The sequence below is a fragment of the Paenibacillus sp. 32352 genome (assembly GCF_002042965.1).
In the GTDB taxonomy this organism is placed as follows: Bacteria; Bacillota; Bacilli; order Paenibacillales; family NBRC-103111; genus Paenibacillus_S; species Paenibacillus_S vulneris.
In genome coordinates this window covers 24,435-50,590 of sequence record NZ_MZNT01000001.1, presented here as the reverse complement: position 1 = coordinate 50,590, position 26,156 = coordinate 24,435, and the positions used below count along the sequence as shown (strand labels likewise).

Annotated in this window: 25 protein-coding genes; 1 reads left to right on the top strand and 24 read right to left on the bottom strand. The window is 52.8% G+C overall.

Features of this window, described 5'->3' with window-relative positions; translation table 11 throughout:
- The first annotated feature begins 33 nt into the window (after positions 1 to 33).
- Positions 34 to 327, top strand: coding sequence for a DUF3055 domain-containing protein (locus B1728_RS00230; protein WP_079908170.1), 294 nt, complete (start codon positions 34 to 36; stop codon positions 325 to 327).
- A 93-nt stretch (positions 328 to 420) separates the two neighbouring features.
- Here the strand turns inward: B1728_RS00230 and B1728_RS00225 are convergent, their stop codons facing one another.
- The 24 genes from B1728_RS00225 to B1728_RS00110 all read right to left on the bottom strand — a co-directional run bounded on the left by B1728_RS00225 (position 421) and on the right by B1728_RS00110 (position 26,115).
- Entirely contained in the window at positions 421 to 738 is a 318-nt protein-coding gene (locus B1728_RS00225) for a cupin domain-containing protein (RefSeq protein WP_079908169.1), read from the bottom strand.
- A gap of 97 nt (positions 739 to 835) precedes the next feature.
- The gene (locus B1728_RS00220; RefSeq protein WP_079908168.1) at positions 836 to 1,597 is read right to left on the bottom strand and encodes a glycerophosphodiester phosphodiesterase family protein; all 762 of its coding nucleotides are present in this window, start codon (positions 1,595 to 1,597) and stop codon (positions 836 to 838) included.
- Between the two features lie 33 nt (positions 1,598 to 1,630).
- Positions 1,631 to 2,923 (bottom strand): ABC transporter substrate-binding protein, encoded by a 1,293-nt coding sequence (locus tag B1728_RS00215; RefSeq protein WP_079908167.1) that lies wholly within the window; start codon positions 2,921 to 2,923, stop codon positions 1,631 to 1,633.
- Between the two features lie 26 nt (positions 2,924 to 2,949).
- Complete coding sequence (locus B1728_RS00210; protein WP_079908935.1) at positions 2,950 to 3,723, bottom strand: carbohydrate ABC transporter permease; 774 nt, start codon at positions 3,721 to 3,723, stop codon at positions 2,950 to 2,952.
- 151 nt (positions 3,724 to 3,874) lie between these two features.
- Positions 3,875 to 4,753, bottom strand: a complete 879-nt coding sequence (locus tag B1728_RS00205; RefSeq protein WP_079908166.1) for a carbohydrate ABC transporter permease — start codon at positions 4,751 to 4,753, stop codon at positions 3,875 to 3,877.
- Positions 4,754 to 4,962: 209 nt separating this feature from the next.
- Positions 4,963 to 6,054 (bottom strand): alcohol dehydrogenase catalytic domain-containing protein, encoded by a 1,092-nt coding sequence (locus B1728_RS00200; protein WP_079908165.1) that lies wholly within the window; start codon positions 6,052 to 6,054, stop codon positions 4,963 to 4,965.
- An 83-nt stretch (positions 6,055 to 6,137) separates the two neighbouring features.
- Entirely contained in the window at positions 6,138 to 6,899 is a 762-nt protein-coding gene (locus tag B1728_RS00195) for a DeoR/GlpR family DNA-binding transcription regulator (protein ID WP_079908164.1), read from the bottom strand.
- A 751-nt stretch (positions 6,900 to 7,650) separates the two neighbouring features.
- The gene (locus B1728_RS00190) at positions 7,651 to 8,532 is read right to left on the bottom strand and encodes a 5'-3' exonuclease (protein ID WP_377739795.1); all 882 of its coding nucleotides are present in this window, start codon (positions 8,530 to 8,532) and stop codon (positions 7,651 to 7,653) included.
- A 172-nt stretch (positions 8,533 to 8,704) separates the two neighbouring features.
- Positions 8,705 to 9,640: an AraC family transcriptional regulator gene (locus tag B1728_RS00185; protein WP_079908933.1), complete on the bottom strand. Its 936-nt coding sequence runs from the start codon at positions 9,638 to 9,640 to the stop codon at positions 8,705 to 8,707.
- Positions 9,641 to 9,856: 216 nt separating this feature from the next.
- Complete coding sequence (locus B1728_RS00180; protein WP_079908163.1) at positions 9,857 to 10,873, bottom strand: Gfo/Idh/MocA family protein; 1,017 nt, start codon at positions 10,871 to 10,873, stop codon at positions 9,857 to 9,859.
- A gap of 89 nt (positions 10,874 to 10,962) precedes the next feature.
- Complete coding sequence (locus B1728_RS00175) at positions 10,963 to 12,045, bottom strand: Gfo/Idh/MocA family protein (protein WP_079908162.1); 1,083 nt, start codon at positions 12,043 to 12,045, stop codon at positions 10,963 to 10,965.
- A gap of 184 nt (positions 12,046 to 12,229) precedes the next feature.
- Positions 12,230 to 13,603, bottom strand: coding sequence for a DUF4179 domain-containing protein (locus tag B1728_RS00170; protein WP_079908161.1), 1,374 nt, complete (start codon positions 13,601 to 13,603; stop codon positions 12,230 to 12,232).
- The gene (locus B1728_RS00165) at positions 13,600 to 14,133 is read right to left on the bottom strand and encodes an RNA polymerase sigma factor (RefSeq protein ID WP_079908160.1); all 534 of its coding nucleotides are present in this window, start codon (positions 14,131 to 14,133) and stop codon (positions 13,600 to 13,602) included. Before B1728_RS00165 ends, B1728_RS00170 begins: the two co-directional genes overlap by 4 nt.
- 248 nt (positions 14,134 to 14,381) lie before the next feature.
- Positions 14,382 to 15,572, bottom strand: coding sequence for an aminotransferase class I/II-fold pyridoxal phosphate-dependent enzyme (locus tag B1728_RS00160; RefSeq protein WP_079908159.1), 1,191 nt, complete (start codon positions 15,570 to 15,572; stop codon positions 14,382 to 14,384).
- 25 nt (positions 15,573 to 15,597) lie between these two features.
- On the bottom strand, positions 15,598 to 16,692 hold the full coding sequence (locus tag B1728_RS00155; protein WP_144027718.1) for a site-2 protease family protein: 1,095 nt from the start codon (positions 16,690 to 16,692) through the stop codon (positions 15,598 to 15,600).
- 7 nt (positions 16,693 to 16,699) lie between these two features.
- A complete protein-coding gene (locus B1728_RS00150) occupies positions 16,700 to 17,065 on the bottom strand; it encodes an arsenate reductase family protein (RefSeq protein WP_079908157.1) in 366 nt (121 codons plus the stop codon).
- Between the two features lie 142 nt (positions 17,066 to 17,207).
- Positions 17,208 to 18,161: an RluA family pseudouridine synthase gene (locus B1728_RS00145; RefSeq protein ID WP_079908156.1), complete on the bottom strand. Its 954-nt coding sequence runs from the start codon at positions 18,159 to 18,161 to the stop codon at positions 17,208 to 17,210.
- A complete protein-coding gene (locus tag B1728_RS00140) occupies positions 18,158 to 18,724 on the bottom strand; it encodes a cob(I)yrinic acid a,c-diamide adenosyltransferase (RefSeq protein WP_079908155.1) in 567 nt (188 codons plus the stop codon). The genes B1728_RS00145 and B1728_RS00140 overlap by 4 nt, the downstream gene beginning before the upstream one ends.
- Positions 18,721 to 21,570 carry a cobyric acid synthase gene (locus B1728_RS00135; RefSeq protein WP_079908154.1) on the bottom strand — a complete coding sequence of 950 codons (2,850 nt, stop codon included), beginning with the start codon at positions 21,568 to 21,570 and terminating at the stop codon, positions 18,721 to 18,723. The genes B1728_RS00140 and B1728_RS00135 overlap by 4 nt, the downstream gene beginning before the upstream one ends.
- A gap of 56 nt (positions 21,571 to 21,626) precedes the next feature.
- Positions 21,627 to 22,451 (bottom strand): adenosylcobinamide-GDP ribazoletransferase, encoded by an 825-nt coding sequence (gene cobS / locus B1728_RS00130; RefSeq protein ID WP_256865180.1) that lies wholly within the window; start codon positions 22,449 to 22,451, stop codon positions 21,627 to 21,629.
- A complete protein-coding gene (gene cbiB, locus B1728_RS00125; RefSeq protein WP_079908153.1) occupies positions 22,424 to 23,407 on the bottom strand; it encodes an adenosylcobinamide-phosphate synthase CbiB in 984 nt (327 codons plus the stop codon). The genes cobS and cbiB overlap by 28 nt, the downstream gene beginning before the upstream one ends.
- 142 nt (positions 23,408 to 23,549) lie before the next feature.
- Complete coding sequence (locus B1728_RS00120; RefSeq protein ID WP_144027717.1) at positions 23,550 to 24,167, bottom strand: bifunctional adenosylcobinamide kinase/adenosylcobinamide-phosphate guanylyltransferase; 618 nt, start codon at positions 24,165 to 24,167, stop codon at positions 23,550 to 23,552.
- A 19-nt stretch (positions 24,168 to 24,186) separates the two neighbouring features.
- Positions 24,187 to 25,251: a nicotinate-nucleotide--dimethylbenzimidazole phosphoribosyltransferase gene (gene cobT, locus B1728_RS00115; RefSeq protein WP_079908151.1), complete on the bottom strand. Its 1,065-nt coding sequence runs from the start codon at positions 25,249 to 25,251 to the stop codon at positions 24,187 to 24,189.
- Between the two features lie 42 nt (positions 25,252 to 25,293).
- A complete protein-coding gene (locus tag B1728_RS00110) occupies positions 25,294 to 26,115 on the bottom strand; it encodes an ABC transporter ATP-binding protein (RefSeq protein ID WP_079908150.1) in 822 nt (273 codons plus the stop codon).
- Between the last annotated feature and the right edge of the window lie 41 nt (positions 26,116 to 26,156).

Genomic DNA, 26,156 nt, shown 5'->3' with positions numbered 1-26,156 from the left:
TTCGATGAAATGCGAGAACGGAGTGACGCTTACATGTCAGAACTGGATTACTTATATGATTCTACCGAGGAGACGACGACCCGCTTCGTCTGCTTTGTCGGAGAGTCCATGCGCCGCTTTGATTTGGCCATCACCAATACGAACCGTTTTTACGGCAAAAAGCTTGTAACAGACCTTCAATCCGGACGGACTGCGGTTATTGGACCGGATGATCTGGAGGAAGAAGGCTACCTGGAGCACGTATACAAAATTACGGAAGAGGAAGCTGTAGAGCTGACCCATTTCCTGTCCCAAGTCGTCGGAGCCATCAACTTCACCGATATTTAAACTTCAGCTCGAATAGAAAGACCGTCGAACAGCTGCTATCTGATACGCAGTGTCTGACGGTCTTTTTTTTTTGCATAGGCGCCATCCGGCATTTTACCGCTTGACCAGATCCTCGCGCACCGGGGTGAAGGAATCAAGCAGCGCGCTTGGCTCCAGCGCACGGCAGCCGTGCTTGGCTCCGCTAGGAATGAAGATGGTCTCTCCTTGCGAAATAACGTGCACAACGCCGTCTATGGTGAATTCCAGTTTTCCTTTCAGGCAGTAGGACAGCTGCTCGTGTGGATGGCTGTGCTGATACCCTTCCGCGTTCTCCTCAAAATGGACTTCCATCATCATAATGGTTTGGCCCGGCGCAAAAATTTTGCGTTTCACGCCCGGCTCCGCATTTTCCCACACTCCGATATTGCTCATCCGTTAGTGCCTCCTCTGCTATTAGACGCTAATTCAGTCCTTGGTAACGTTTGCTAACATCATCTAGTATACCTGATCAGCGCCAGCTTTGGCTATCCTAACGCCCCAGCTGCTGGCGGATTCGCAAGGCGGGCTGCGGGTTGTTGACAGTCATCAGAAGGGACCCTGTGCCAAGCGCATACAGCACCTGCTGCTCCGTATCCGGGCAATAGCACCAGGGAAGAATCCCCTGCTGTTCATATTCCTGTACGCGCTGCGGAGTGAGCAGCTTCATGCTGATGCCGACCGCCCACATCTTGGATAAGGTCCCGCCGGCACCCGGCACATAATTGGACATGAGCTCCTCGGGGAAGCCCTGCGTCTTGAGCCCGTGATGGTCATGAATATGGGCCAGTACCTCGGCGTCGAAGCAAGTGAATACGCATCGGGGCAGGTACTCGTACCGCTTGAGAATCGCAATGGCTGCATCCGCCACTTCCTTCGCATCCTGGCTTGGCTTGATCTCTACGTTCAACAGAATGTCCGGGTGCGATTGCATCAGCTCGCATAATTCCTCAAACGTCGGAATCTTGAGCCCCTCAAATAGGTTGCCGAACCATCCTCCTGCATCGAGCTGCTTAAGCTCCTCCAACGTATAATCACTTACCTTGCCCTTGCCGTTGGTCGTCCGGTCCACAGTAGCGTCATGAATGACCACCACCGCTTTGTCTTTGGAGAAGCGCAGGTCGAATTCCAGCATATCGACCCCCAGCTCAATAGCCCTTTGAAAGGAAAGCAGCGTATTTTCCGGGTAATCCGATTTCCATCCTCTATGTCCTGCTACAATGACCGATCGTTGATCTTGAAGGCGAGATATCATGGTTCTCTCCATTCCTTTCCGCATGGTATGTTTTTATTTCTTGAGCAGACGCTCCGTTTCCTTCTTGAACGTGTCGAGCGTGCTCTCGATATCCTTGTTGTCGTACATAATGGCCTGAATCGCTTTGAAAAACTCCTGCATATCCTGCGGCCAGGCTACATGCTTATTCGTATCGACCGCGTACTGCAGCTGATCGTAGGCGACCTTGCGGTTAGGCTCCTTTTCCCACAATGCTTTCATTTGCGGCGACTCGACCATTTTTTTCGTAAACGGCAGGTACCCCGAATCCAGAATAAACTGCAGGCCTCCCTTGGGATCGGTCATCGCCCAGTTGATGAATTCCCAGGCGGCATCCTTGTTGGCGGAAGCGGACATTAATGCCAGATTGGCTCCGCCGGTCGGAGTGGCGTACACTTGATCCATCGGCAGGAATGCCGTCACATAGTCAAATTTGACATTATCCTTCAAGCTGCCGATCACACCCGTGGACTGGTACATCATGCCGATTTTTCCGCTTGTAAACATCTGATTGACGATATTACCCGAATCCTGGGCTGGAGGAAAATAGAGAGCGCCTGTATTTTGCAAATCCTTCAGAAATTTGAACGTCTTGACCCCTTCTCCGTTAGTGAAGCCTATAGAGGTGCCGGCATCATTGTAAAATTTCCCCTTGGCCTGGGAGATCATCGCTATCGGATACCATGTATCGTAAGGCATGCTGAACCCGTAACGCTTGAATTCCCCGTTCTCCTTAATGACCAGCGCATTAGCCACCTTCTTCAAATCATCCCAGGTTTTCGGAATCGCGAGCCCTTTCTCGTCCAGCATCGTCTTGTTGACATGAAGAATCGGAGTGGAGCGGTTGAACGGCAGGGACACCAGTTTTTTGTTAAAAGTGGAATGGCCCATAAGCCCTTGAGGGAAATCGTCGACGTTCAGCTGCGACTTCTTCATATACGGCGTCATGTCCTCCAATACTTCCGCATCCGCAAACATTTGAACATAAGCGCGTTCAAGCATGGTGATATCGGGTCCTGTTTTGGCCGCAACCGCCTGCTGAAGCTTGGTTACCGTCTCGTCATAGGAGCCCTGGAACGTGCCTACCACTTCGATTTTGTCATGGGTTTCATTAAAGCGTTTGATCATCTCGTTGATGTAATCGCCGTTCTTCCCGCCCAGAGAGTGCCAGAACTGCACGGTTACTTTGCCTTGCGGAGCTCCCGAAGGATTAGAGGAAGCCTGCTCCGTCTTATTATCCGAGCATCCCGCAAGAAGACCGGTCGTCATTGCCGCTGCCAGTAGCACGGCTGGAAATCTTTTGTTCATTGGAATATCCCCTTCTCTGCACATTATTATTTGATACCGGAATGCACGAAAGCTTTGACAATCTGCTTGGATGCAAACATATACACGATGAGAATAGGAACGACCAGGACGACGTTGCCGGCCATAATGATATGCCAATTGCTGATCCCTTCCGTTTCCCTCAGCATGGCTATCCCCATCGTAAGCGGCCGGACGGATGCCGAATCGGTCATTACCAGAGGCCAGAAATAATCGTTCCAGTGGCTGACGAAGCTGAACAGCGCAATCGTCGCAAGGGCCGGCATCGACATCGGGATCATGATCGAACGCATAATGCCGAGCTCACTGGCGTTATCCAGCCGTGCGGCTTCAATAAGCTCATGGGGAATCTGCATAAAATATTGACGGAGCAGGAAGATCCCGAAGGCGTTGGACATGAACGGGATGATCTGAGGCAGCAGCGACTTGATAAGTCCTGCGTCCGCCAGCATCAAGTAAACCGGGATGAAGGTCACCTGCCCCGGTATCATGAACGCCAGCAAGACCATTCCGAACATCAGCGCATTTCCTTTGAACTTGTATTTGGCAAACGCATAAGCCGCCGGAATCATCACCGCCGATTGCAAGATGATAATAGAGAGCGTAATGATGATGGAGTTCTTCGCGTAGGTGGCGAACGGACCCGCGCTCATCGCCTGGACAAAGTTGATCCACTGGGGAACGGACGGAATCCAGGTCGGGGGAAACGTCAGCGTCTCCTCCAGCGTCTGTAATGCAGTCGAAATCATCCATAAGAAAGGGAAAATGAACATCAGCAGCATAAGCAGCTTCAGTAAAAAGCCAAGCGATTTTCGGAACGGCTTGATAACCGCTGCCGATCGGATACTGTAAGCTTGTGCTGTTTCTACACTTTTTTCCTGTGCGAGCACCTGTTAAGCACCTCCTTGCCGCATTCGGTTGAAGCTGGGGGAATTACTGATAATGAACTCTTTTGGACAGCACCCGGAAGTAAATGAACGTCAGAATGGCGATAATTGCCATCAGCACAACCCCGGTCGCCGACGCGTAGCCGATGCTGTTGGACCTGAACTCGTATATGTAATACACGAGCGTCGTCGTGGAGCCGTTAGGTCCGCCTCCGGTCATAATTTTTACGGTGTCAAACACCTTGAACGAGCCGATGGTCATGATGACCAATATAAAGAACAGCTGCGGTGAAATAAGAGGCAGTGTAATGTTAAAAAAGACGCGGACTTTGCTGGCGTTATCCAGTTCGGCCGCCTCGTAGATTTGGGGATTGACCCCATGAAGCGCAGCGACGATAATCAGCGTGTAGTAGCCGATATTTTGCCATACGGAAACGATAATAACGGACAAGAGCGAGGTGCTCGAGCTCTGCAGCCAGGGCAGGGACGGCAGTCCGGCCGATTTCAGAAGGAAGTTGAGCACGCCGTGATTAGGCTCCATCAGCCACATCCACACAAGTGCGACCGAGACGATAGAAATAATATGGGGGGTGAAAATGCCGGCCTGCACGATTTCGTTCATACGCGACTTCCGTTTCAGGCATACGGCGATAAGCAAGGACAGGGACATCGTCAGCACAACGACGCCAACCGTATAAATGACGGTAGTCAGCAAAGCCCTGTAAAAATCCTCGCGGGAGAATATCTCGATGAAGTTATCGAGTCCGACGAATTTGCTTTTGTCCTTATTCAGCAAGTTGTATTTGTAGAAGCTTAATTTAACCAAATACAGTACCGGATAGAGGACAAACAGGATGATACCGAGCATGGCCGGTGCGACCATGACATAGGGACGTACGGATTCCCACAGCCTTTTCCTGTTCATACCGGCGGCTTCCCTCCTCTCCAACCTCGATAATGGCGAATCCTTGCTCCCAAAGCAGCCAACCTCATCCCCCCTTAATGAATATGTACTCCCTTTACGAAACCTTAATGATTGCGCTTTCAAATCTTGGTTTGCTTTCCTGCTCTGCCTTTCGAGCCGTTTACTTCCCTTCGCTTCTATAGTACAATTTGTACACGACTTTCACTGTGTCACCAGTGAAAGTCGAGATAGGTTTTTTTCCAGTCCCGGTGAGCCAGAGCAGATTCCATTGCGCCAGCTAGGTCATCTGCTTTGCTCACTGCGGTGAAGCCATCCGGTACTAATCGCCTTAACGTTGCTTGGCAATCCTCCCGCTCCATCACTTGGAGCACTTCCCGAAAATCCTTGGCGGAGCTTCTGCTGCTCCCGTGAAGCGTTATGCCTTTCTCCAACACATCGCGAGTATTAACCGGAACCAGATCTTCACTAACTCCCATCGCGATAAGCTGGCCTCCCGGCTTCAAGATGTCGATCCCCTGATTAATCGCACTCTCGCTAAAACGTCCTCCTGTACATTCCACTACAATATCCACCTTGTCACCGGCGGCAAAATCATAGCCTTGGACCATTCTCGTGTCCGCGAAGCTAAACTCATCCAGCTTTTCCCGAATGGCTCCAAAAACGGTCAGACGATCTCTCTGCAGCCCGTAAGCATGATGCAGCATCGCTGCAGTCAAATAACCGACGGGGCCGTCGCCGAATACGGCCACCTTAGCCTGTGCCAGCATAGGCCGGACTCCTCGAAGCGCCCGGTACGAGACGCTGCACAGCTCCGCCAGCACCGCAATTTCATCCGGGACGTTATCCGGAATAGGAATGACACAAGGCTCCGGCAGCACCAATCTGCTCTGGGCTATGCCGTCCGTTCCGCTTCCTAGAAATTGGCCATTGGAGCAGTAATTGTCCTCGATCTCCCCTCTGCACGCCGGACAGCATTGTTCGGGCAGGAGCCCTCTAAGAAGATAACCGGGAACATAGGGTACGATGACGACTCTCTGCCCCTCATTGAGCCTCTGCGAATGGCTTCTAACAACGGTTCCTATTCCCTCGTGAAGCAGGGCCATCGGCAACTTTCTTTCCAACACCTCCGGCTTTCTTAATCCGCCGAAATAGCGGAGATCCGCATGGCAGATACTTGCGATCGTCGGTTCCACGACGACAAATCCCTCCCTAACCTCCCGTTCGATGAGCAGCTCTTGAACGGTATGGGGCTGAGTCAAGCGTAGAGTTCGCGAATGTACTTTCGCTGTTGCTGTAGCCACTTACCGAAACACCTCCATAATCATGAATCCTGTATAATATGAATTTCCGACCGGAATACCGATCAGGAAAGATTCACCTGGAGCTATACCGTAATGACATGGATTCCGGCATCCCGGAACGGTTTCACGTCATAATCCGGCACTTCGTTACCGGTGATCAAAGTATGGATGGAGCTGTTCGGTGCGACGGTGTGAAGTGAAATTTTCCCTATCTTGGTGCCGTCGGCTACGACGATAACCTCCTGGGCGGCTGCAATCATCCCTTGCTTTGCCAATACAAGCTGAGCCTCGGGATGCATTAAGCCATGCTTGGGGTGAATGGCAGGTGTTCCGAGAAACGCTTTGGATACATGAAGCGAACGAAGCACTCGATCGGTGAACATACCGTTAAGCATGTAGCTTGAGGGGTACAATTCCCCGCCCGTCACCGTCACTCTTACCCCTGGGGCATCCCTTAGCTCCGCAGCTACATTCATATCGTTGGTAACGACGGTGATATGGTTGTGATGAACCAGGTTTTTGGCAATATGGAGTGTCGTCGTGCCGGAATCGATGATGATATGATCACCGTCTTCCACGAGACTGGCCGCCATTCTGCCGATGCGCATTTTCTGCTCAAGCTGCGCATTCGATCTTTCATTAAACGAAGGCTCGTTATGGGTCAATCCTTCAACAACGACCCCGCCTCGAGTTCGCTTCAATAGCCCCTCCTGCTCAAACTCGGCCAGATCTCTTCGGATTGTGGCTTCATGTACGCCGAACTCCTGCGCCAGCGCCGCAACCGAAGCCGCCTGATACTGCCTCACATATTCCACGATTTTTCGCTTTCTCTCGGCAGCCAGCAATCGATCTCCCCCTTCACACCCACAAAACAAGCATCGATGCGCATTTACGTGTTTATTTATGCTTGTTTTTGTAACTTTAGATTACATTGCCAAAATACGTTTTGTCAATACATTTTCCCTAGTTCCTTAGCCTCATATCTTATGTTTTTATTATTAAGGCTGTATGAATGGTCCATTATCGGATTTACAAAGGCCAATGACCTGGAAATTCCCTGCGGGAGCCTGTGTAAAATCAAGCTCATTTATGCTTGTTTCACGGCATAGTGTCGTATTCATATGAACAAAAGGCGCAAACCAGCGTCAACACGCACTCCTCTATGCGCGTTTATGGTTCATAAGCCCAACGGCGAAATATAAAATAACCCCACAAAGTGGGGCCAGATTGTCGAGAAACCTATAAGGCTTGAACTATTACTAATATACTACGGTGGGGTATGCCCCTCCAGCCACTGTTGAAACCCGTGAAAGGGATCAGATTTAGTGGTATTTTCACGGGTTTCAAAGGCGGACGTAAACTCTTCCGAGACATACCCCACCTCCATATTTAGCAAAGTTCTCGCAAAACTAGGTTTCTCGACAGACTCACCCCACAAAGTGGGGCCTTGGCTTCGAAGCTGATTCAGGTACTTTGCGGGGAGCCCCGAAATTTATAAATTCTATATTGTAAAAAAAGCCTCTATCCTCCATATCCCATGGAAGATGAGGCCTTAAAGAAACAGCTACATGTATAAGTTCATTATGTAAGATGATTTCAATCGAGCAATTTGGATAATCCCTTAAACTCCAGCTCTTCGAACTTCGCAATAACCCGGCCGCGGTCTACCTCCCAGCTGGCTGCGGCCAGCTCGCACATGACCGGCACATCCGTACGTATACGCGCCAAATCGCGGGATAGATGCAGCATTTCAAGCTCTGCTTCAATTTTGGCGCGAACCCCTTTGGGCAGAAGCGGCAAATTCTCGATAATGCCTTCCACAGAGCCGTGCTCCTGCAGCAGCTTGAGTGCAGTTTTCTCTCCAATCCCTTTCACGCCGGGATAGTTGTCGGCGGTATCGCCCATCAAGCCCTTCAGGTCGATAAACTGCTCAGGCGTCAGCTGCTTCTCCTCCATCAGCGTTTCCGGGCTGTAGACGGCATAATTGCCCTGCCCTTTCTTCATGATGACCACCTTCACCCGCTCCTGCAGCAGCTGAAGCATATCATGGTCGCCCGTCAAAATATACACATCGTTCTCCATGCTGTATGTACGCGCTAATGTCCCGATACAATCGTCCGCCTCATAGCCGTTCAATCCGACATTAGGTACGCCGAAGCTCTCAACGACGTCTTTTACGAGATCAAACTGCGGGATCAGTTCTTCCGGACAGTCGGCACGGTTCGCCTTGTAGTCCGAAAATTTCTCCGTACGGAACGTTTTGCCGCCCATATCCCAGCAGCAGATGACATGAGTCGGTTTAAAGGTCTGTACGGCATCCCAAAAGTATTTGACGAAGCCAAATACCGCATTCGTCGGCATTCCGCCGCTTGTTTTCATTATGTAGCCGCTGTAGGAGGTCGCGTAGAAGGCGCGAAACAATAGCGCCATGCCGTCGACCAGAAGGACGGATTGCGGCTGTTCTTCATATGGATTCAATATCATCTCTCCCAAAGCCATTTTGACTTCTATTATACCATGGCAACGGCTAGCTGGGGGGAGATGGTCTAATTTGCCTCATACCCAAATAAAGAAGCAGCATGAAAAAGACCGCAACCTGGTTTTCACAGATCACGGCCTCCACCTTCGGCTCCATTGTTTGCTCTCCATCTCAGGATAACGTGGCCGCAACCTGATGCTGCTGCCGGTACTGCATGGGAGTGATGCCGAATTTCTTTTTGAACACATAATGCAAATAGTTGGAGCTGGAGAAGCCGTTGCGAAAAGCGATCTGATCGATCGTCTCCGTGCTTAAGCTGAGCTCGCTGCAAATATGGGTCAGCCTTAGCTGCTCGATATATTCGCTGAACGTCGACCCCGTATGCTCCCGAAAAATTCGCTGCAGCTGCCTCGAGCTGATCTGCACCCTCTCAGCCACAATGTCCAGCGTTAAAGGCTCCATATAATTGTCGTTGATGAATTGAACGGCAAGCTGATACCGGTAATGCTTCATATCGCGGGAAGGCAAATCCGGCTGGGGAACCGAAGCGTAGGTACGCGCCGTGCGCAGCAAAATTTGGATGATGGACTGCTTCAGCACCGTGAACAGCCCCGGCTGATTCTCATACCATGCCCTGTACGCGGTCAAGAAGCAGTCCATCGCCCGAAACTGGTCTGCTGCCGGTCTGGCGGGGAGCGACTGAATCTGCTGAATACACGCTTCTGCCTCGGCAATCTCCCATTTCCGGCCCCAATCCCTCGAATTTGCACTGCCCTCGGCAGCATCGGTCTCCTCATCCAGCTTCACGATATCGATATGCAGGCACAGCTCATCCATGGCCTCCACAGCATCGGCCTCCTGATAATGCAGCACATTCGGCCCAGTCAAGTACAGCATGCCTTCCTGCAGCGCATACGGGACCTCGCTCAGAATCACCTTGCCCTTCCCGCGCGGAATATAGTGAAATTCATAATCGGAATGCTTATGAAAGCTGACGGATCTTCCCGCCGGGAAGCTGGTATGATGAAAGCGCAGCATACGGATCCCGTATTGGCCCCAGCGAAACTCAAGATCAAGCCGGTCCAACGCATACGGCTGGCCGAGCATCAGTTCGAAAGCATATGGCTTGGACGTTGTCCTGTTCGAGCATTCCAATGAATGGGTCACCTCCGCAGCTGTTAGGGCGGCATTGGCCCTGTGGTGGATTATAAGAACCCGGGATAGGCAGGGAATCGTTACTCCAGACTGTGCCAGTCCTCCCTGACTCCCTCTATCTCAGTTATCCACGGATAAGCAGGGCCTCCGCCATGCTTCCCGTCATAATTACTGCGCCAAATCGCTAAGCTTGCACGCTTTTCCGGTGCCCGCCGAGATATTGGACGCCTCCATCAGTCTTGTTAAATCCAGAGCCAGCTGAATATTTTCATCCGCCGTCGTACCATTCTCGATATGGCTCACCCATTGATCGAAAGCGGACGGACGGTTCGCCGGAAGCTGCTGCCGCACTTGCCATTCCTTCTGCCCCCCGAGCTTCGAGCTTTGGACCAGCAGCTTGTTATCATGCGTGGAATACAGCAAGCTTCCTTCCGTCCCATGGACCTCGATAACAAACGGCGAGAACCGGTTAACGAAGCCGGCCTCGACGACCGCCAACGCACCGTTCGAATAGCTTAGCACACTCACTGCATTATCCTCTACCTCTTTACCCGTCACATAGCCATAGTTGGCGGAAACGCTGTCCGGAAGACCTAAGAACAGGCGCGCCAAGTACATCGGATGGCAGCCTAGGTCGATCATTGCACCGCCGCCGCATTGTTCTTTGTTAAAGAAATGAGCAGGCAGCCAGCCGTTCGGATCGCGCTCGGACGGAATGGCACCATTATGGGATAAGCGGGTACGCACCAGCGTAATCTCCCCCAGCATCCTCTCACGCAAAATATGTTGAACTTCCAGCGTATAATCCGCATTCAAGCGAGGCAATGACACCGTCAGTTTGACCCCTGCTTCTTGAACTGCCGCCAAAATTTCATTGCATTCCTTCAGCGTGGTCGCTACGACCTTTTCAGTGAAAATATGCTTGCCCGCCTGTGCAGCCGCTACCATAACCTCGTGATGCATATTGGTCGGCGTATCAACAATAACTCCGTCAATATCATCTTGAGCGAGCAGCTCCTTCAAATCCCCGTAAAACCGCACGCCCCGTTCCTCCGCCTGCTTGCGTCCTCTCTCCGGAATCTCATCCCATACAGCCACAATTTCCGTATTAGGATGCTCGGTCGCCTGGCGGGCATAATCGTTGGCATGCACATGCCAAAAGCTCAGCATTGCTACTCGGATCATTTCTATGTACCTCCGTCATTTAGAATCATATCGCATCTTCGTTTTGAATACGACAAGCACTTTTATCAAAATAAACCTTTTCTTGATCCTTAATCAAAATATACGGCTTCGCCCGTCTCGGCGGATTTATAAATCGCCTCAAGAATTTCCGATACGACACACGCCTGCTTCGGAGTTACAATCGGCTGTTTGTCGTTCAATACAGCATCGATCCATAACCGGATTTCGGTATCCTGCATGTTCTCTTTTTTCCCGTCATAAAAATCGACGCCGCCCGTATCCAGCTGAATCTGGTTTTTGAACAGCCGGCTGTGCTTCTCGCCGTTAATACGCAAGCCGTCCTCCATATCCGCACCGCCTTCCGTACCGCACAGCGTGCTCTTCGCTTCCTTCACATCGAGTGTGTTCAGCGCCCAGCTCGATTCCAATACGATAGTGGCTCCATTCTTCATCGTGATCATGCCGAAAGCGGAATCTTCAACAGTGAATTTCTTGGGATCCCATGGCCCCCAGGCATTGGCAGCGTTTTCTTTTTGGGAAAGCTTGTGAAAGGTGGAACCTAGTACGGCCTTGGGTTCATAGTTGTTCATCAGCCACAGCGTCAAATCGAGCGCATGCGTACCGATATCAATCAATGGGCCTCCGCCCTGCTTCTCGCCATCAAGGAATACGCCCCATGTCGGTACGGCACGTCTGCGAATGGCATGAGCCTTGGCATAATAAATATCTCCAAGCTCTCCGGCTTCGCATAGCTGCTTTAAATACATGCTGTCGGAGCGGAAACGGTTATTGTAACCGATGGTCAGCTTATACCCGGTCCGTTCTGCAGCTTCTGCCATTCTCCGCGCATCCGCTGCCGTCTTGGCCATCGGCTTCTCGCACATAACATGCTTGCCTGATTCCAATGCGGCAATCGAGATGTCGGCGTGGGAATCGTTAGGTGTACATACGTGAACCACCTGAATGCTTTTGTCATTAAGCAGCTCCCGATAGTCCTCGTATACCTTTGCTCCGGCGACACCATATTTCTCTGCGGCCTGCTCGGCTCTCTCCACGATAATGTCACAAAAAGCGACAAGCTCCACTTGCTCAAGCTTGGCAAGACTCGGCAAATGCTTCCCTTTGGCAATGCCTCCGCAGCCGATAACAGCTACTTTTAGCTTCTTAGACATACGATAATCTCTCCTTTGAAATAACGACTTGGCTTTATCTTAGCATGTTTGTGAAATCGTTTAAATTTCAAATAAATGACAAGTCGAAGTACAAAAAGGCGACATCGTATCATTAGGGAAGCGCAAGTGGGGCCTTGGCTCCCCTTAATGCTTATGCGTCCTGGAACCGGACATTCTTAAAGCGTTACGGCCGCGTACCCCAATCCAGCGGTATACGGATTTTCATCGGCTTCTCAAATTCTTCGGAAAATTCGTCTACGATCAGCAGTAATTTCATTTCGGATAAAGAGGAGATGCCGGGAAATTCCCATTGATAGGAGAACAAGTCTCTGGAAAGCCGGACAGGCCGTTTCTTGGACGAGATTCTTTCTCCCGATGGGCTTTCGAACATCAAAAAAGGAATTTGATTCGCCGCATTGCTGGCCTCATAGTAAATGACCGTGGCGTCCTCCAGCTGTTGGATGCCGGTAATTTTGACGCTTCCTCCGTCCGCTCCTTTTAGAGTCACCGGAAGCCCTCCCGAAAGGTCCGCATACTCCTCTCTTTGTGTAAATGGAATCGACGGGCCTTGATTCCTCTCGCCGACTAATAGGGTTACATACGCCGGATGAGGATTCATCTCCGTTAAAGGACCGAAGTTCTCCCGGTCTTCCCCCTGTCCGCCCATTCCGCCTCCGGAAAGAAACGGAGTTTGCAGGTCATCCTCGAGCAGATAATACAGCTCCGCGGATTCATCTCTCTTGACCTTCACCTGAGTGCTTACCGGAGATAGCGTCAGCTCCTCAACCTCAAAGGAGTGCCCTTTATAGGTGCCCTTCAGCTGAGGATGAATGATCTTAGTCAATTGCTCTGCTTTACCGACGGAAATCGGAACCGCAACATCCCACTTGCCGAACGTAGTGCCGATTTTCGGAATTTTGATGTTCAGGATCGTATGGTCGGGCACCGGCTCCATATTGTACACCATCGTCCCTACGAAGGTATGGTCGCCTGTAATACTGAATTCATGAGTCCCCATCATCGTTGGATGTACACCTTCAAAGTCATATTCATAATAGAAGGAGGCGTCCTCCTCCGTTATCTTATTCTTCTTCAGGTAGTCGACCTGATAATTGATCACCAGCTGAACGCCATCGTAGAACACCTCGGCTACAGTCAGTTGAATATTTTTATCCGTTACCGAGATGTTTGTCGGGGTGCCCAAATTTTGTTTTTCAATCTGATACAGCCCGTCATCGAGCAATCCACCGGTCTTTTGGTAAAAGAGATCAATAAAGAAAATCTTCTTCAACGCGGCACCGACCGAAGGAGAGTACCAGCCGAGCCCTCCCAGCAATATTCCGCACAAAAGCACCGCATGACCCGCCCAAAGCCATCTTGTCCGCAGCTTGGTCGTTTGCGAAGCTCTATTCCTCTTCTCTCCCAGGTCCCTCCTATGCTTCTCCCACAGCTCTTCAAAGGTAAAGGAGGGCGACAGCTGACGAATCCGCCTTTGAACGGCTTTGGAGGGTTCAAGCGATGCATCCTCCTGCTTCCCTGCAGCGTGATGTAATGTCATTTGAGCGCCTCCTTAATCGAAGTAAGATGATAATCCTCTGCGTCGCTTTGTCTAAGCTGCTGAAGAGCCGCATGAAGCCGCGATTTGCATGTCCCGAGCCGGATATCGAGAAGAGCGGCAGCCTCATGCAGCGGCAGGCCGGCATAGTAGACCAAAATGAGCACTTCTCTCCGTTTGGGAGATAACCGGTTGACCAGCTGCCATAGCTCACGCTCGCTTTCATTTTTCAAAACAATAGACTCTACGGAGCCGCCGCTTGCTTCAACCGGCACTTGACCGAAGAAGGTTAGCCACCGCTGCTTGCGCAGCGTGCTTCGCACCAAATTGATCGTGATCCGGTACAGCCATGGGCGCAAGGGCTTATCGGGGTTATACAGATGGTACTTGTTAAACGCGCGCAAAAAGGTCTCCTGAGTGATATCATCGGCCAGCATGGCAGACTTGGTGATCATCAGGGCGATTCCATAAACATAGGGGGCATGCTCTTCAAAGATAGCCCGCGATTGCTCTTCAGAGATCGAATAATCCATCAATGAACGATCCTCCGTTCCTGTATTCACTGTAAATACGCTTTGGAGAAGGAAATAGTTCGATGGGGGGTGAAAAAAGTTGATGAGGTGCATCTGGAAAAAGGATACATCGCTTTTTTTCGTTGAAAGCTGAAAATCTCAAAAAAAATCCCCGCCGGTTCCAGAACGCCTGTCTTCTTATCTTTTCCGATAAGTTGATTTGCGTCATGAACCAAGCAGGGATTGTAATCTGCAGCGTTCTGCTATAATTAAACCTTTTGTGGAGGCTTTGCCGTCTGTAAAAATCGTCCTATTCTGTTCACGGCCTCGCGCAAGCGGTCCTCCTCCTGTACAAGCGCGATTCGTACATACCCTTCGCCTTCCTTGCCGAATGCATCCCCCGGAATGACGACAACGCCAGCCTGGTACAGGATTTCCCGGGAAATTTGTCGAGAGGTCCATCCCTCCGGAATGCGCGCCCAAATGAACATGGTCGCTTGGGGCTTCGGGATAACCCAGCCTGCCGCTGCAAGCCCGTCGATAACAAGGTCGCGCCTGCGTTCATATAAACCGGCAACCGTATCGCCATGCTCCATATCTTCCTCCAGCGCAGCGATTCCCGCTTCCTGAACCGCCTTGAACACACCGTAGTCGATATTGGACTTCAGTATCCGAAGCGCTCGCACCGCATCAGGCTGTCCTACCATAAAGGCGATTCTACAGCCTGCCATATTAAAGCTCTTGGATAAGGAGTGAAACTCTACGGCAATATCCTTCGCCCCATCTATTTCCAGAATACTCATCGGACGGAATCCGTCGAAGGCCATTTCCGAATAAGCAAGATCATGCACGACAAGCAGGTCGTACCGTTTGCCGAAGGCGATAAGCTGCTCGAAGAACGGACGCGTCGCAACCGCAGATAGTGGATTGCTGGGGTAATTCAACAAGATGAACTTGGCTTTACGGGCTACTTCCTCTGGAATCTCTTCGAGCTTTGGCAGAAATCCGTTCTCTTCTCTTAACGGCAGAAAATAGGGCTCCACCCCCGCAAGCACCAGGCTGGCTGAGTAGATAGGATATCCCGGATCAGGCACCATGGCCAAATCTCCAGGGTCGGCGACCGCCATGGCCAGATGGGATAAGCCGTCCTGCGAACCCATTAAGGCCACGATTTCCGTCTCCGGATTAAGAGAGACCTGGAAGCGATGCTGGTACCAGCGGGCTACGGCCTGCCGGAAAGCCGGGCTTCCTTCCGAGGTTGGATAACCGTATACTTCAGGCTTGCGAACCGCCTGTTCCATTGCCTGGATGACCCGCTCCGAAGGCGGGCGGTCCGGACTGCCGATGCCCAGATCTATGACGTCGGTTCCGCGGCTCATCACCTCTTGCTTCCACTGCGCCATTTCAGAAAAAATAGCGGATCCCAGATGGGATAACCGCTTGGATTGAAATTGTTTCATTGGATCAACGACCTCTTTGCTCCGATTATATGTTGCCTACCTTATGAACCGCCGCCATCATCCCGAACAAAAATGCGGCAAGCGCCAAATAACTAATCCCGTACGTCCAGCGGGTTGCGTTCGGTACTTCATAGTAACGGTCATTTTCAAATAACTCGTAATCGACCTGGCAATGCACCATCAAGTGCAGGCCCTCTTCCTTTTGCAGCCGTTCCAGCCGCGTCACATGCACCTTTTGAATAATTCCCTGCTGCATCAGCGGTATGGTCCCCTGAAACTTCAAGCCTTCCCAGATGACATGGACAAATTGCTGTCCTTCCAGATCGGAATAAGTAACAAAAGGAAGCTCGCGTTTATGCTCTTCTCCCGGGATGATGTATCCCTGCTCTATGAGAGGCTCCGCCGGAACCAGGAAGCTTGCGCTGACCATCCTCTGCTCCCCGTGCTTGCGGTGCTTGACGAATTTTTTATACAGATCGTAAGCAAACATAGCCCAGATGATGAGCAGAATGAAGCTGAAGTTGTAAATGATTAACACAAGGCCCCCGACTAATCCCACTAGCCACAGCCATCTGGACACTGCCGTCGCGATTCTCCCCCCATCCAGAGGATGGATCGGGAGAAGATTAAATAAATTGATCATAAATCCGGCCAGCGCCAAGCTGTAAAATAAGGGACTGTAGGTGGGACTGTTAATCAAATACCCCAGGCCAAACACTACCAGCGCGCCTACCGTGCCCAGAATCGGACCGCCGAAAGCCATGTACGCTTCGGTAACCGCGTCTCTCGGATGGCGCTTCATTGTAATCAATGCTCCGAGAAACGGAATAAACACCGGAGCGCTGACAGGAAGCCCCTTCTGCTTCGCAGCTATCACGTGTCCCAGCTCGTGGACCAGAATGAGCAGAACAAGCCCTACAGCGAACCACCATGGAAACAATAACGCATAGCCGCCTATCGAGAGCAGCATGGAGATAAATACGCCGCCGAACTTGCCGAACTTCAATAGCGACAACAGCCATTTTCCTTTGGCTAACAGAAAAACAACTACCGTGCCGATCATCCAGAACGGATTTTTCTTTTTATTGTTTTGCTGCAATCCTGTCACGCTCCTTCGCATTCCGCATTTAGCGGCCCCAAACCTCTTCGTATTGCTCTTCCTTGTAGCCTACCGTTACGGTAGAGCCGTCGGTCACCACAGGCCTTTTGATCAGCCTGCCGTTCGATGCGAGCAAATCGATCTTTTCTTCCTCGGTCATTTGCGGCAGCTTGTCTTTCAGCTGCATTTCTTTGTAAACCTCACCGGATGTATTGAACCATTTTTTAATATCCAGCCCGCTATCCGCGATCATTTTCTTAAGCTCCTCACGATTCGGCGGATTATCGAATATATGCACGGCTTGTACGTCCAAGCCCTTCTGCTTCAAAGATTTCAAGGCATTTCGGCAAGTGCCGCATTGCGGGTATTGATAGACGATGACAGATTTACTCATGATGGTAAGAGCTCCTTTTGGAAAATCATTGGTTTTCATTAAATTTTCGGTGAAAGCTGAAGCAATGTCAAGTCGCAGCCGGGAAACCGCTCCCTTATCACTACGAAAAAAAGATTCTGCGGTTTCCGCAGAATCTGCTCCCTCAACCCTGTTCCTCCAGCAAGCGGATGCACCGCTCCATATCCTCGGGAAGCGGAGCATGGAACTCCATCCACTCTTTCGTCGAAGGATGCACGAAGCCGAGCGTACAGGCATGCAGAGCATGCCTGTCCAGCCCGTAGACTTGATGCCGTTCGCCTTCCGCTTCCTCTGCTTCATTCGCGCTGGACAGCTTATACATCTTGTCGCCCAACAGCGGGTGGCCGAGATGCTTCATGTGAACGCGGATCTGGTGCGTCCGGCCGGTTTCAAGCCACAGCCGCACCATGGTGGCATCCTTGAACCTGCGCTCTACTTTATAATGCGTTACCGCGGAATACCCCGTCTCTGTAACAATCCGGATATGGGGCTGCTCGGGATCGCGATCGATCGGCTCATCAACCGTACCCTCATCCTCTGCCATAACACCATAGACCAGAGCGATGTATTCCTTCTTCACCTGATGCGCCTGCATCTGCTCGGATACCTGCTGATGGACGAACGGGTTTTTAGCGACGGCAAGCGTGCCGGATGTCTCTTGATCCAGCCTGTGGATAGGCCGGAAACGAAAGCTCTGTCCCTTTTGCTGCCAATAATATACAACACCGTTCGCGAGCGTATTTACATAGTGCCCGTGCGTCGGATGTACGATCATCCCGGCCGCCTTGTTCAAGACCAACAGATGGTCATCCTCATATAAGATCGAGATAGGAAGGTCCTGTGGCAAAATGTCATCCGACTCCTCCTGCTGCATCCGAACCTCGATTACATCGCCCTCATGAACGCGAATGCTGATATATTGCCGCTGGCCGTTCACCGTAATCCCTTGCTCGGTCAGCTTTAACCGAGACAGCAGCTTGCGCGACAAGTGCATCCGGCTTTGCAGGATCGTCTTCAGAAGAAACCCTTCCTCCTCCGGCGAGACACGGTATACTAAAGGTTCATAATACGAATTCATTTACGGCGGAACACCTCGGCACTGCGAGCATATTCCACGTCGCCGACCCCGCTTCGAGCATTGGCCAATCTGGCTACGGTGAAGAACAAGTCAGATAACCGGTTCAAATAGCGGCGAACCTGCTCGTTAATCGGCTGTGTTCTTGCCAGCGTTACCACCCTGCGCTCAGCACGGCGGCAGACGGTCCGGCACACATGAAGTGCGGAAGAGGCCTGGACTCCCCCCGGCAAAATAAATTTTTTGATGTCCGGTGTCTCCGCATCGTATTTATCGATCCAGGCTTCCAGCCGGTCCACCATCTCGGAGGTGACTTTATAGGGGCGAAGCTCCTGCTTCAAAAGAGCCAGATCGGAGCCGCAGTCGAACAGCTCATGCTGAACCTCCAGCAAGTCGGCTAGCAGGTCGGCAAACCTTTCTTCATCCAAAAAGCCCATTGCCTGCCCGACAAAACAATTCAGCTCGTCAACCGTGCCATAAGCCTCTACACGTACATCGTCCTTATCGACACGTCCGCCAATAACGCCCGTTTGTCCGGCATCGCCGGTGCGCGTATAAATTCTCATTGAGGATCGCCTCCTTCAAAATGTTTGGCCTTTCTCCCTATCATCTCATAGACCCGCTTCATATCCAAGTGGCGTCTTACATGATCCGCCAGCCGGTCGAAGGCCGCCTCTCTACGCTCTTGAAAGCGGAGCTCAGCCAGCTTGGGTCCCCAGCCTTTCTCTGCCCGGAGCGTATTCAGCCAATGCCTGCGGAAGTCGTCATTATGTAAAATGCCGTGGATGTACGTCCCCCACAGCCTGCCGTTCGCAGCGACAACCCCATCTTCATGCAAGCTCTCGTTACCGCCCGTTTCCTTAATGAGAAAAGGATGCTTCACGGGCTCCAAAAACCGTGTTCTCCCCATGTGAATCTCATAACCTGTAATCGGCAGCGGCGCCGGACTTGTAAGAATTCCTTCCTGCAGGAAGGTCGTTCCTTCCGCACGGACCGTCCGTTTATCTGGGGTAAACACCGTTTCCGTAGGCAGCAGGCCGAGTCCGTCCAGCTCCGGATGATCCGATTCCACCAGGTCCGGGTCCAGCAGCTTGCTGCCCATCATTTGGTAGCCGGCACAGATGCCTACCACGGCTCCACCGTGCTCCGCATGGCGCAGCAGAGCCTGCTCCAAGCCGTTCTGCCTTAAAAACAGCAAGTCATCCACCGTATTTTTGCTGCCCGGTAAAATGACAGCGTCCGGCCGCCCGAGCTCTTCCGGCGAGCTGACGAAGCGAAGCCGCACGTCCTGCTCATACAGCAGCGGGTCTATATCCGTGAAGTTGGATAATCGGGGCAGCCGGATAACGGCGATATCCAGCAGTTCCTGATCGGCCTCCCTGGCTCCCCTCTCACCCGCCAAATATGGCGCTGCCGAGCTGCCTTTGGCCAAAATGCCCGTAGCCAGCTTCCGGTCTAGCGAGGCGGAATCCTCGTCCTCCAGCTCCAGATCGGGCAAGTAAGGAACGACGCCGAGGATCGGCTTGCCTGTCCGTTTCTCAAGCCATTCCAGTCCCGGATAGAGCAGCGTCACGTCACCGCGGAACTTGTTAATGATGAATCCGGCGACACGATCCCGCTCCTCCTGGGTGAAAATCTCCATGGTGCCTACAATGGACGCGAACACGCCTCCTCTATCGATGTCGGCTACAAGCACAACAGGCGCATCCGCCCAGCCGGCGAGGCGCATATTGACGATATCCCGATCCTTCAAATTCACTTCCGCAGGACTGCCGGCCCCCTCAAGGATGACCACGTCAAACGAGCTTCTCAGCCTGTTCAGCGCGTCCTTGACGATCGTTTCCGCCTCGCTTAAATAGTTCTCCCGGTACGTCCGCGCATCCAAATCCCGGTAAGGCTTCCCGTGAACGACGACCTGAGATACCATGTCCTTCTTCGGCTTCAGCAGGATCGGATTCATATCCGTCGTGGCCGGAATGCGGCAGGCATCCGCCTGCATCCCTTGGGCTCTTCCGATTTCCTTTCCGTCAGGGGTCACATAGGAGTTCAACGACATGTTTTGCGATTTAAACGGTGCGACGCGCAAGCCGTCCTGGAGCAAAATTCGGCAGAGGGCCGTCGTTATAAGGCTCTTCCCTGCATCGGAGGATGTTCCTTGAACCATCAGCGCTGCGGCTAATGGAGCTGCCATCGATGGATCTGCAGCGCTGTTCGTTAAAGCGGACGCACTGCCGGGAAGCTCCGATTGTCCTGACGTTGCGTAAGGGATAGCCTGCTCCGGTGAACGACTCGATATATCCGAAGCCGCTAAGACGATCGGCGGATTGGATTGCTCAAGCAAGGCTTGAATGGATTCTTGAAGCCCGGTAAGGAGCCGTTCGTTATGCTCGCGCAGCCTGATCGCAACTCTAACGTAAGTTTCGTCCAAGCCTGGGAACAGCGATGCGTCCCTGATCAAAATACCGCGCCGCCCCATTTCGGATTGCAGCGCCTTCACCGTAAGTCCCAGCCCTCGAAGTGAAAACAAAAGATAATTTGTATCGCTCGGAGTGACAGTAAGGCCTAAGGATTGCAGCCTGCTTGTCAGCCACGGACGTTCCTCCGCCAGCCAAGCATGAGTCCGACGCGCGTAATCTTTATCTTCCAGCACCGCAGTACCGATCAATTGGGCCATCGTATTGACACTCCATTGTACCTGCTGGCTCCGCATTTTCGAAATTGTATCGGGATGTGCGACAATAAACCCGAGCCTGAGGCCGGGAATCGAATAAAATTTCGTCATCGACCGAATGACCATGAGCTGGGGTGAGACCGCCGCCTGACGAAGCATCGTCAGCTGATCCTCATTCGGACAAAAATCGATAAACGCTTCATCGAGGATCACCGGCTTATCGGCTTGCACAAGCAGCCTGAGGACATCCCGCGGCAGCAGCCTGCCTGTCGGATTATTCGGAGTACCGAAGAAGAGCATGTCCGAGGCTTCGATGGTTTTTTCCACATCGTCAAGCTGCATGACAAAGCCCTTCTCTTCCCGCAGCATCAGCTCATGGATGCTCCCGTCCGTTTTATCCACCGCTTCCTCATATTCCGAAAAGGACGGTCTTGCCAATGCCGTCACATGAGGCTTAATAACCCGAACCGCCAGGTCAATCAGCTCCGCCGCGCCGTTCCCGACCAGAATCGATTCCATGGGTATCTCATAGTGCTCCGCGAGCTTCCTCCGCAGTTCACGCACAGCGGGATCGGGATAAGCGGCGACGTCCCTCCAATGCTCTCTCAATATGGTCTCCACCGCTGCAGGCGGTCCTATCGGATTCATATTCGAGCTGAAATCAAGAAATTCGTCCTTGCCTCTGCCAAACGCCTCGGCGGCCGTCCATAAATCTCCCCCATGCCCGTATCGTTCCAGCATTCAGGCTCCCCCATTCTCTTAAACCATTTTGATAGCAACCGGATAAACCGTTTTATCTACGAATGTATGACCATATATAACAATAACAGCAAAAAGACTTCCAAAAGCTCGTTGATAGCCCCGTAGGTATCCCCTGTAAGCCCGCCGAGCTTGCGGCTGATAAATACGGATATCGACACCCCGGCTGCCAAACAACCCAGAGCCGCTGCCCCTATAATGAGTGCGGAAGACAACAAGGACTCTCCCATCATCCATACCAAGCAACAGGTCAACAATAGCGCCAAACCCGTGTGAAGGATCACATGCTTCGCTTGCAGGCCGCGGAAGAAAGCCCCTATCCGGTTATGTCCCGTCTCCTCCTGCCTCGCATAAGGCCAGAAGGCAATGGCGACCACCATATACCAGCGGCTCCAGAGGGCGGCCAGTGGCAGCACGAATAAAGATCCCGTCCATGAGAGCGGCAGCCATTGCTGCAACAGGGTCCATTTGCACAAAAGAACCAGCACACAGGCGATAACCCCCATCGCGCCGACCCGGCTATCCTTCATGATCTCCAGCATTTTCTCCCGGGACCGGTAGCTGAAAATGCCATCGGCTGTATCCATTAAGCCGTCAAGATGCAGCCCCCCTGTCATGGCGACCCAGAGGGCCAGCAGCAGGACGGAAGTCACTCCCGGCGGCAGCCAGCCTTGCAGGAGCCAGCCTGCAGCTCCAAGCAGCAGCCCCATTACCGCACCTACTAACGGATAGAAGACGACGCTGCGCCGAAACAGCGCATCGTTATACTCCAATGTAACCGGCACGGGAAGCCGCGTTAAAAATTGAAAGGCTGCGGCACACGCAGCCAACCCTTTTACCATAAAGTCCAGCAATATGCGCACAGCAGCCCTCCTGCAATCAAAATACTAACCCCATAGAGCAGACGAACGGTATTCAATATATCATCCATCCGTCTTTCACGAAGCGGCCAGCCCATTCGTGCCCGCTCGCTGATTCTCCCATGATAAACGTTCACACCGCCAAGCTCGATGCCGAGCGCTCCGGCGACCGCCGATTCGGGAATGCCGCTGTTGGGGCTTGGATGAAGCCGGGCAAACCGGCGAATCGCTTGCGCAGCCCGCAAGGCGGAGCAGCCGCTGGTTACGGCCGATACTAACACCAGAAAGGCACCGGTTAACCGCGCGGGGACCCAATTCATCACATCGTCCCAGCGTGCGGAAGCCCAGCCGAAGAACAAATACTTCTCATTTTTATAGCCGACCATGGAATCCAGCGTGTTGGCTGCGCGGTACAGCATAGCCAGTGGCGCCGCCCCTAGAAACGCATACACCAACGGGGATACGACCGCATCCACCGTATTCTCGGCTACAGTTTCTACCGTTGCCCTCGTAAGCTCGGCTTCGTCGAGCTCCGACGTATTTCTGCCGACAATATAGCCGGTATAGGTTCTCGCTTCCTCCATACGTCCTTGCATCAAAGGAACGTACACCTTCATGGCCGCATCCTTAAGGCCCTTAATCGCTATCGTCGTCGAGATGAACCATGTATTTACCGCGTAGCCCAGCCACGGATGAATGCACCGGGCAGCCCAAAGCAGAAGCCACATGGCTCCAAAGGAAATCGCCAACGTCGATACGGTTAACAGGAAGCCTCTCCATCGTTCATCGGCCTCCGAGCGACGGACTCCCTCCGGGTGAAGCTTGGACTCGACCCAGCGTATCCATTGTCCTATCCGGATAACGGGATGGGTCGGCCAGCGCGGGTCCCCGATGCACCAATCGATCATCATCGCGCAAACCAGCATCACAGCGGTTTCCTGCCAAGAATAAAACAACAACCAAATCCACCCGCCCGTTTGAACTGCCTGATCGCCATTTTTGCTTGCTCAAAGTCAATTCATTGTATATGTAATAATTCCTCTGTCCAAGCCCATCATGCAGATAAGCGGCTGCGAACGAGGATGGGTCCAAATCCGGTGTCTACCATTGGAATTGCCGGCTCTTGATTTCCATCGGAATTCCTGCCGTTACGAGGAACACCTGCTCAGCCTCCCGTGCCAGCCGTTGATTCATGATCCCCGACAAATCCCGGAACTGCCGCCCCAGCTTATATTCCGGCACGAGACCGTAACCAACCTCGTTGGTTACCAGCACCAGATGACGCCCCTCATCAGCGAATTGCCGTCCGGCGGCAGTCAGCTCGTCTACCTTCTGCCTAAGCAGCTGCTCGGCATTGGCATCCTGCTCGTATCGAAGCAGCCAGTTGGACAGCCAGAGGGTAAGGCAATCGACCAGGACAACGGCTCCTTCAGCAGCAATAGGCTGCGGATGCACGTTAGGCTGGCTGCCGGAATGCTCAGCCATCTGATCGCACCAGCCGTTTAACAATCGGTCCAGCTCAAACGGCTCCTCCAGAGTCGTCCATGGGAAGCCTGCTTCGTCTCTCTGCTTCCGATGAAGGCCGATCCGTGCTTTCATTTCCTCATCATACGCTTGGGCTGTCGCGATGTAAATGCCGCGCTGCTCAAGCCGCGATGCGTAAGCTTCGGCAAAGGAGCTTTTGCCGCTGCGGGCTCCGCCCGTCACCAATACCAGCATTTGCCGTCCAGCCTTTCCATCAATTATTGGAGGTAGAGATGCCCGCCGAGGCGAAGGAAGCCATCTCCTTCATGATTTTCACCGACGCTTCAATAAGCGGAAAAGCCAGCACGGCTCCCGTGCCCTCGCCAAGCCTCATATCCATGCGCAGCATAGGGGACAAGCCCACCGCTTCGAGCAAGCGCGCATGTCCTTGCTCCTGCGATAAGTGCGAAGCGATCATGTATGACGCGCTAAGCGGAGCGATACGGCTTGCTGCCAAGGCGGCCGCCGAGGAGATGAAGCCGTCGATCACAATCGGCCTGCGATGCATCGCCGCTCCGAGGATGACGCCGGTCAACCCGGCGATTTCCAAGCCGCCTACCTTGGCAAGCACATCGATCGGATCTGCCGGATCGGGCTGATTGACGGCAATCGCCCGTTCAATGACGGCCTGCTTGTGCAGCAGCTTCTGATCGTCGATTCCGGTCCCACGACCAACCGTAACGCCGACATCGGTTCCGCTTAATACCGCTAATAGCGCTGAGCTGGCCGTCGTATTGCCAATCCCCATCTCTCCTGTCGCAAACAGGGTGTAACCCTCACCTGCCAGCTCCTTGACCAGGTCCATGCCGGTAACTATCGCCTGAATGGCCTCTTCTTCGGTCATTGCCGCTTCCTTCGCCATATTGCGTGTGCCCTTGCGAACACTTCTCGAAACTAGCCCGGGATGCTCCAAATCCGCATTCACCCCGATATCGACACAGACGACGTCCGCACCCGTATGCCTTGACAGCACATTAACCGCCGCTCCGCCGTTCAGGAAATTCATCACCATTTGCGGAGTCACCTCAGCCGGGAACGCACTGACGCCTTCCTCGCATACGCCGTGGTCCGCCGCCATCACAATGACGGCTTTCTTCCCCAGCTCAGGCACAACTTGGCCGCTAATACCGGCCATCTGACGTGCCACTTCCTCCAGCTTGCCCAAGCTGCCCGGAGGCTTGGTCAGCTGGTCCAGATGGCGTTCCGCCGCCTCCATCGCCTCCTGATCCAGAGGCGTTATCTCTGACACCGCCCGGTTCAGCCAATCTCTATTGTACATCGTTCGTGTCCCTCCCAAATCTGGTTCCTATATCCTTTAATGCTATGAATCGGCCCCGCTCTGCAAAAGAATTTGCGGTACGCCGTTAACCGGATGCTTAAGCACGATCGGCTGTGTACGGTATACCCGTTCCAGCAGCTCGCTTCGGAGAACCTCCTCCGGTTCGCCGATCCCTGCTATACGGCCGTTTTGCAGCAATAACAGCCTGCCGCAATATTGCGCGGCCAAATTCAATTCGTGCAGCACGGCGATGACGGTAAGACCCGATTCCTGCTGCCAGGAGCGAATCCAATCCATCATCTGGACCTGATAGCCAATATCCAGATACGTGGTCGGCTCGTCCAGCAGCAGAAGCTTCGGCTGCTGCGCCATCACCTTACCGAGCGCGACGCGCTGCCGTTCGCCGCCGCTCAATGCGTCGATGCTGCGGTGCTCCAGCGGTCGCAGCTCCAGCCGCTCGAGGATGTCATCGATTAGCCGCTCCGAGTCCACAGCCCCGGCTTCATCGCCGAGCCAGTTTTGAAACGGATAGCGGCCCATCGCAATGACCTCGCGCACGGTAAAGCCAAGCGGGGGAAGGGCATCCTGCTGGAGCACGGCCGCCCATCGGGCCAGCTGCTTGCGCGGGTATTCGCACGCCTCTTTGCCATTCAGAAGGACCCGGCCTGCAGAAGGCTTCTCGACGCCGGAGATCAGCTTCAGCAGCGTCGACTTGCCGCTGCCGTTCGGACCGATGATGCCGAAGCATTCGCCCGAGGATACCGAAAAGCTCACCTTATCGAGCACCTGCCTCGAGGAATACGCTAATCCCACACCCTCCACGGCAATAACTTTCTCATCTGCATGAGCTTCCTCACTGTTCATTTCCTGCAGCCCCCTTCCCTTCAACATCTTGGCATCGTAAA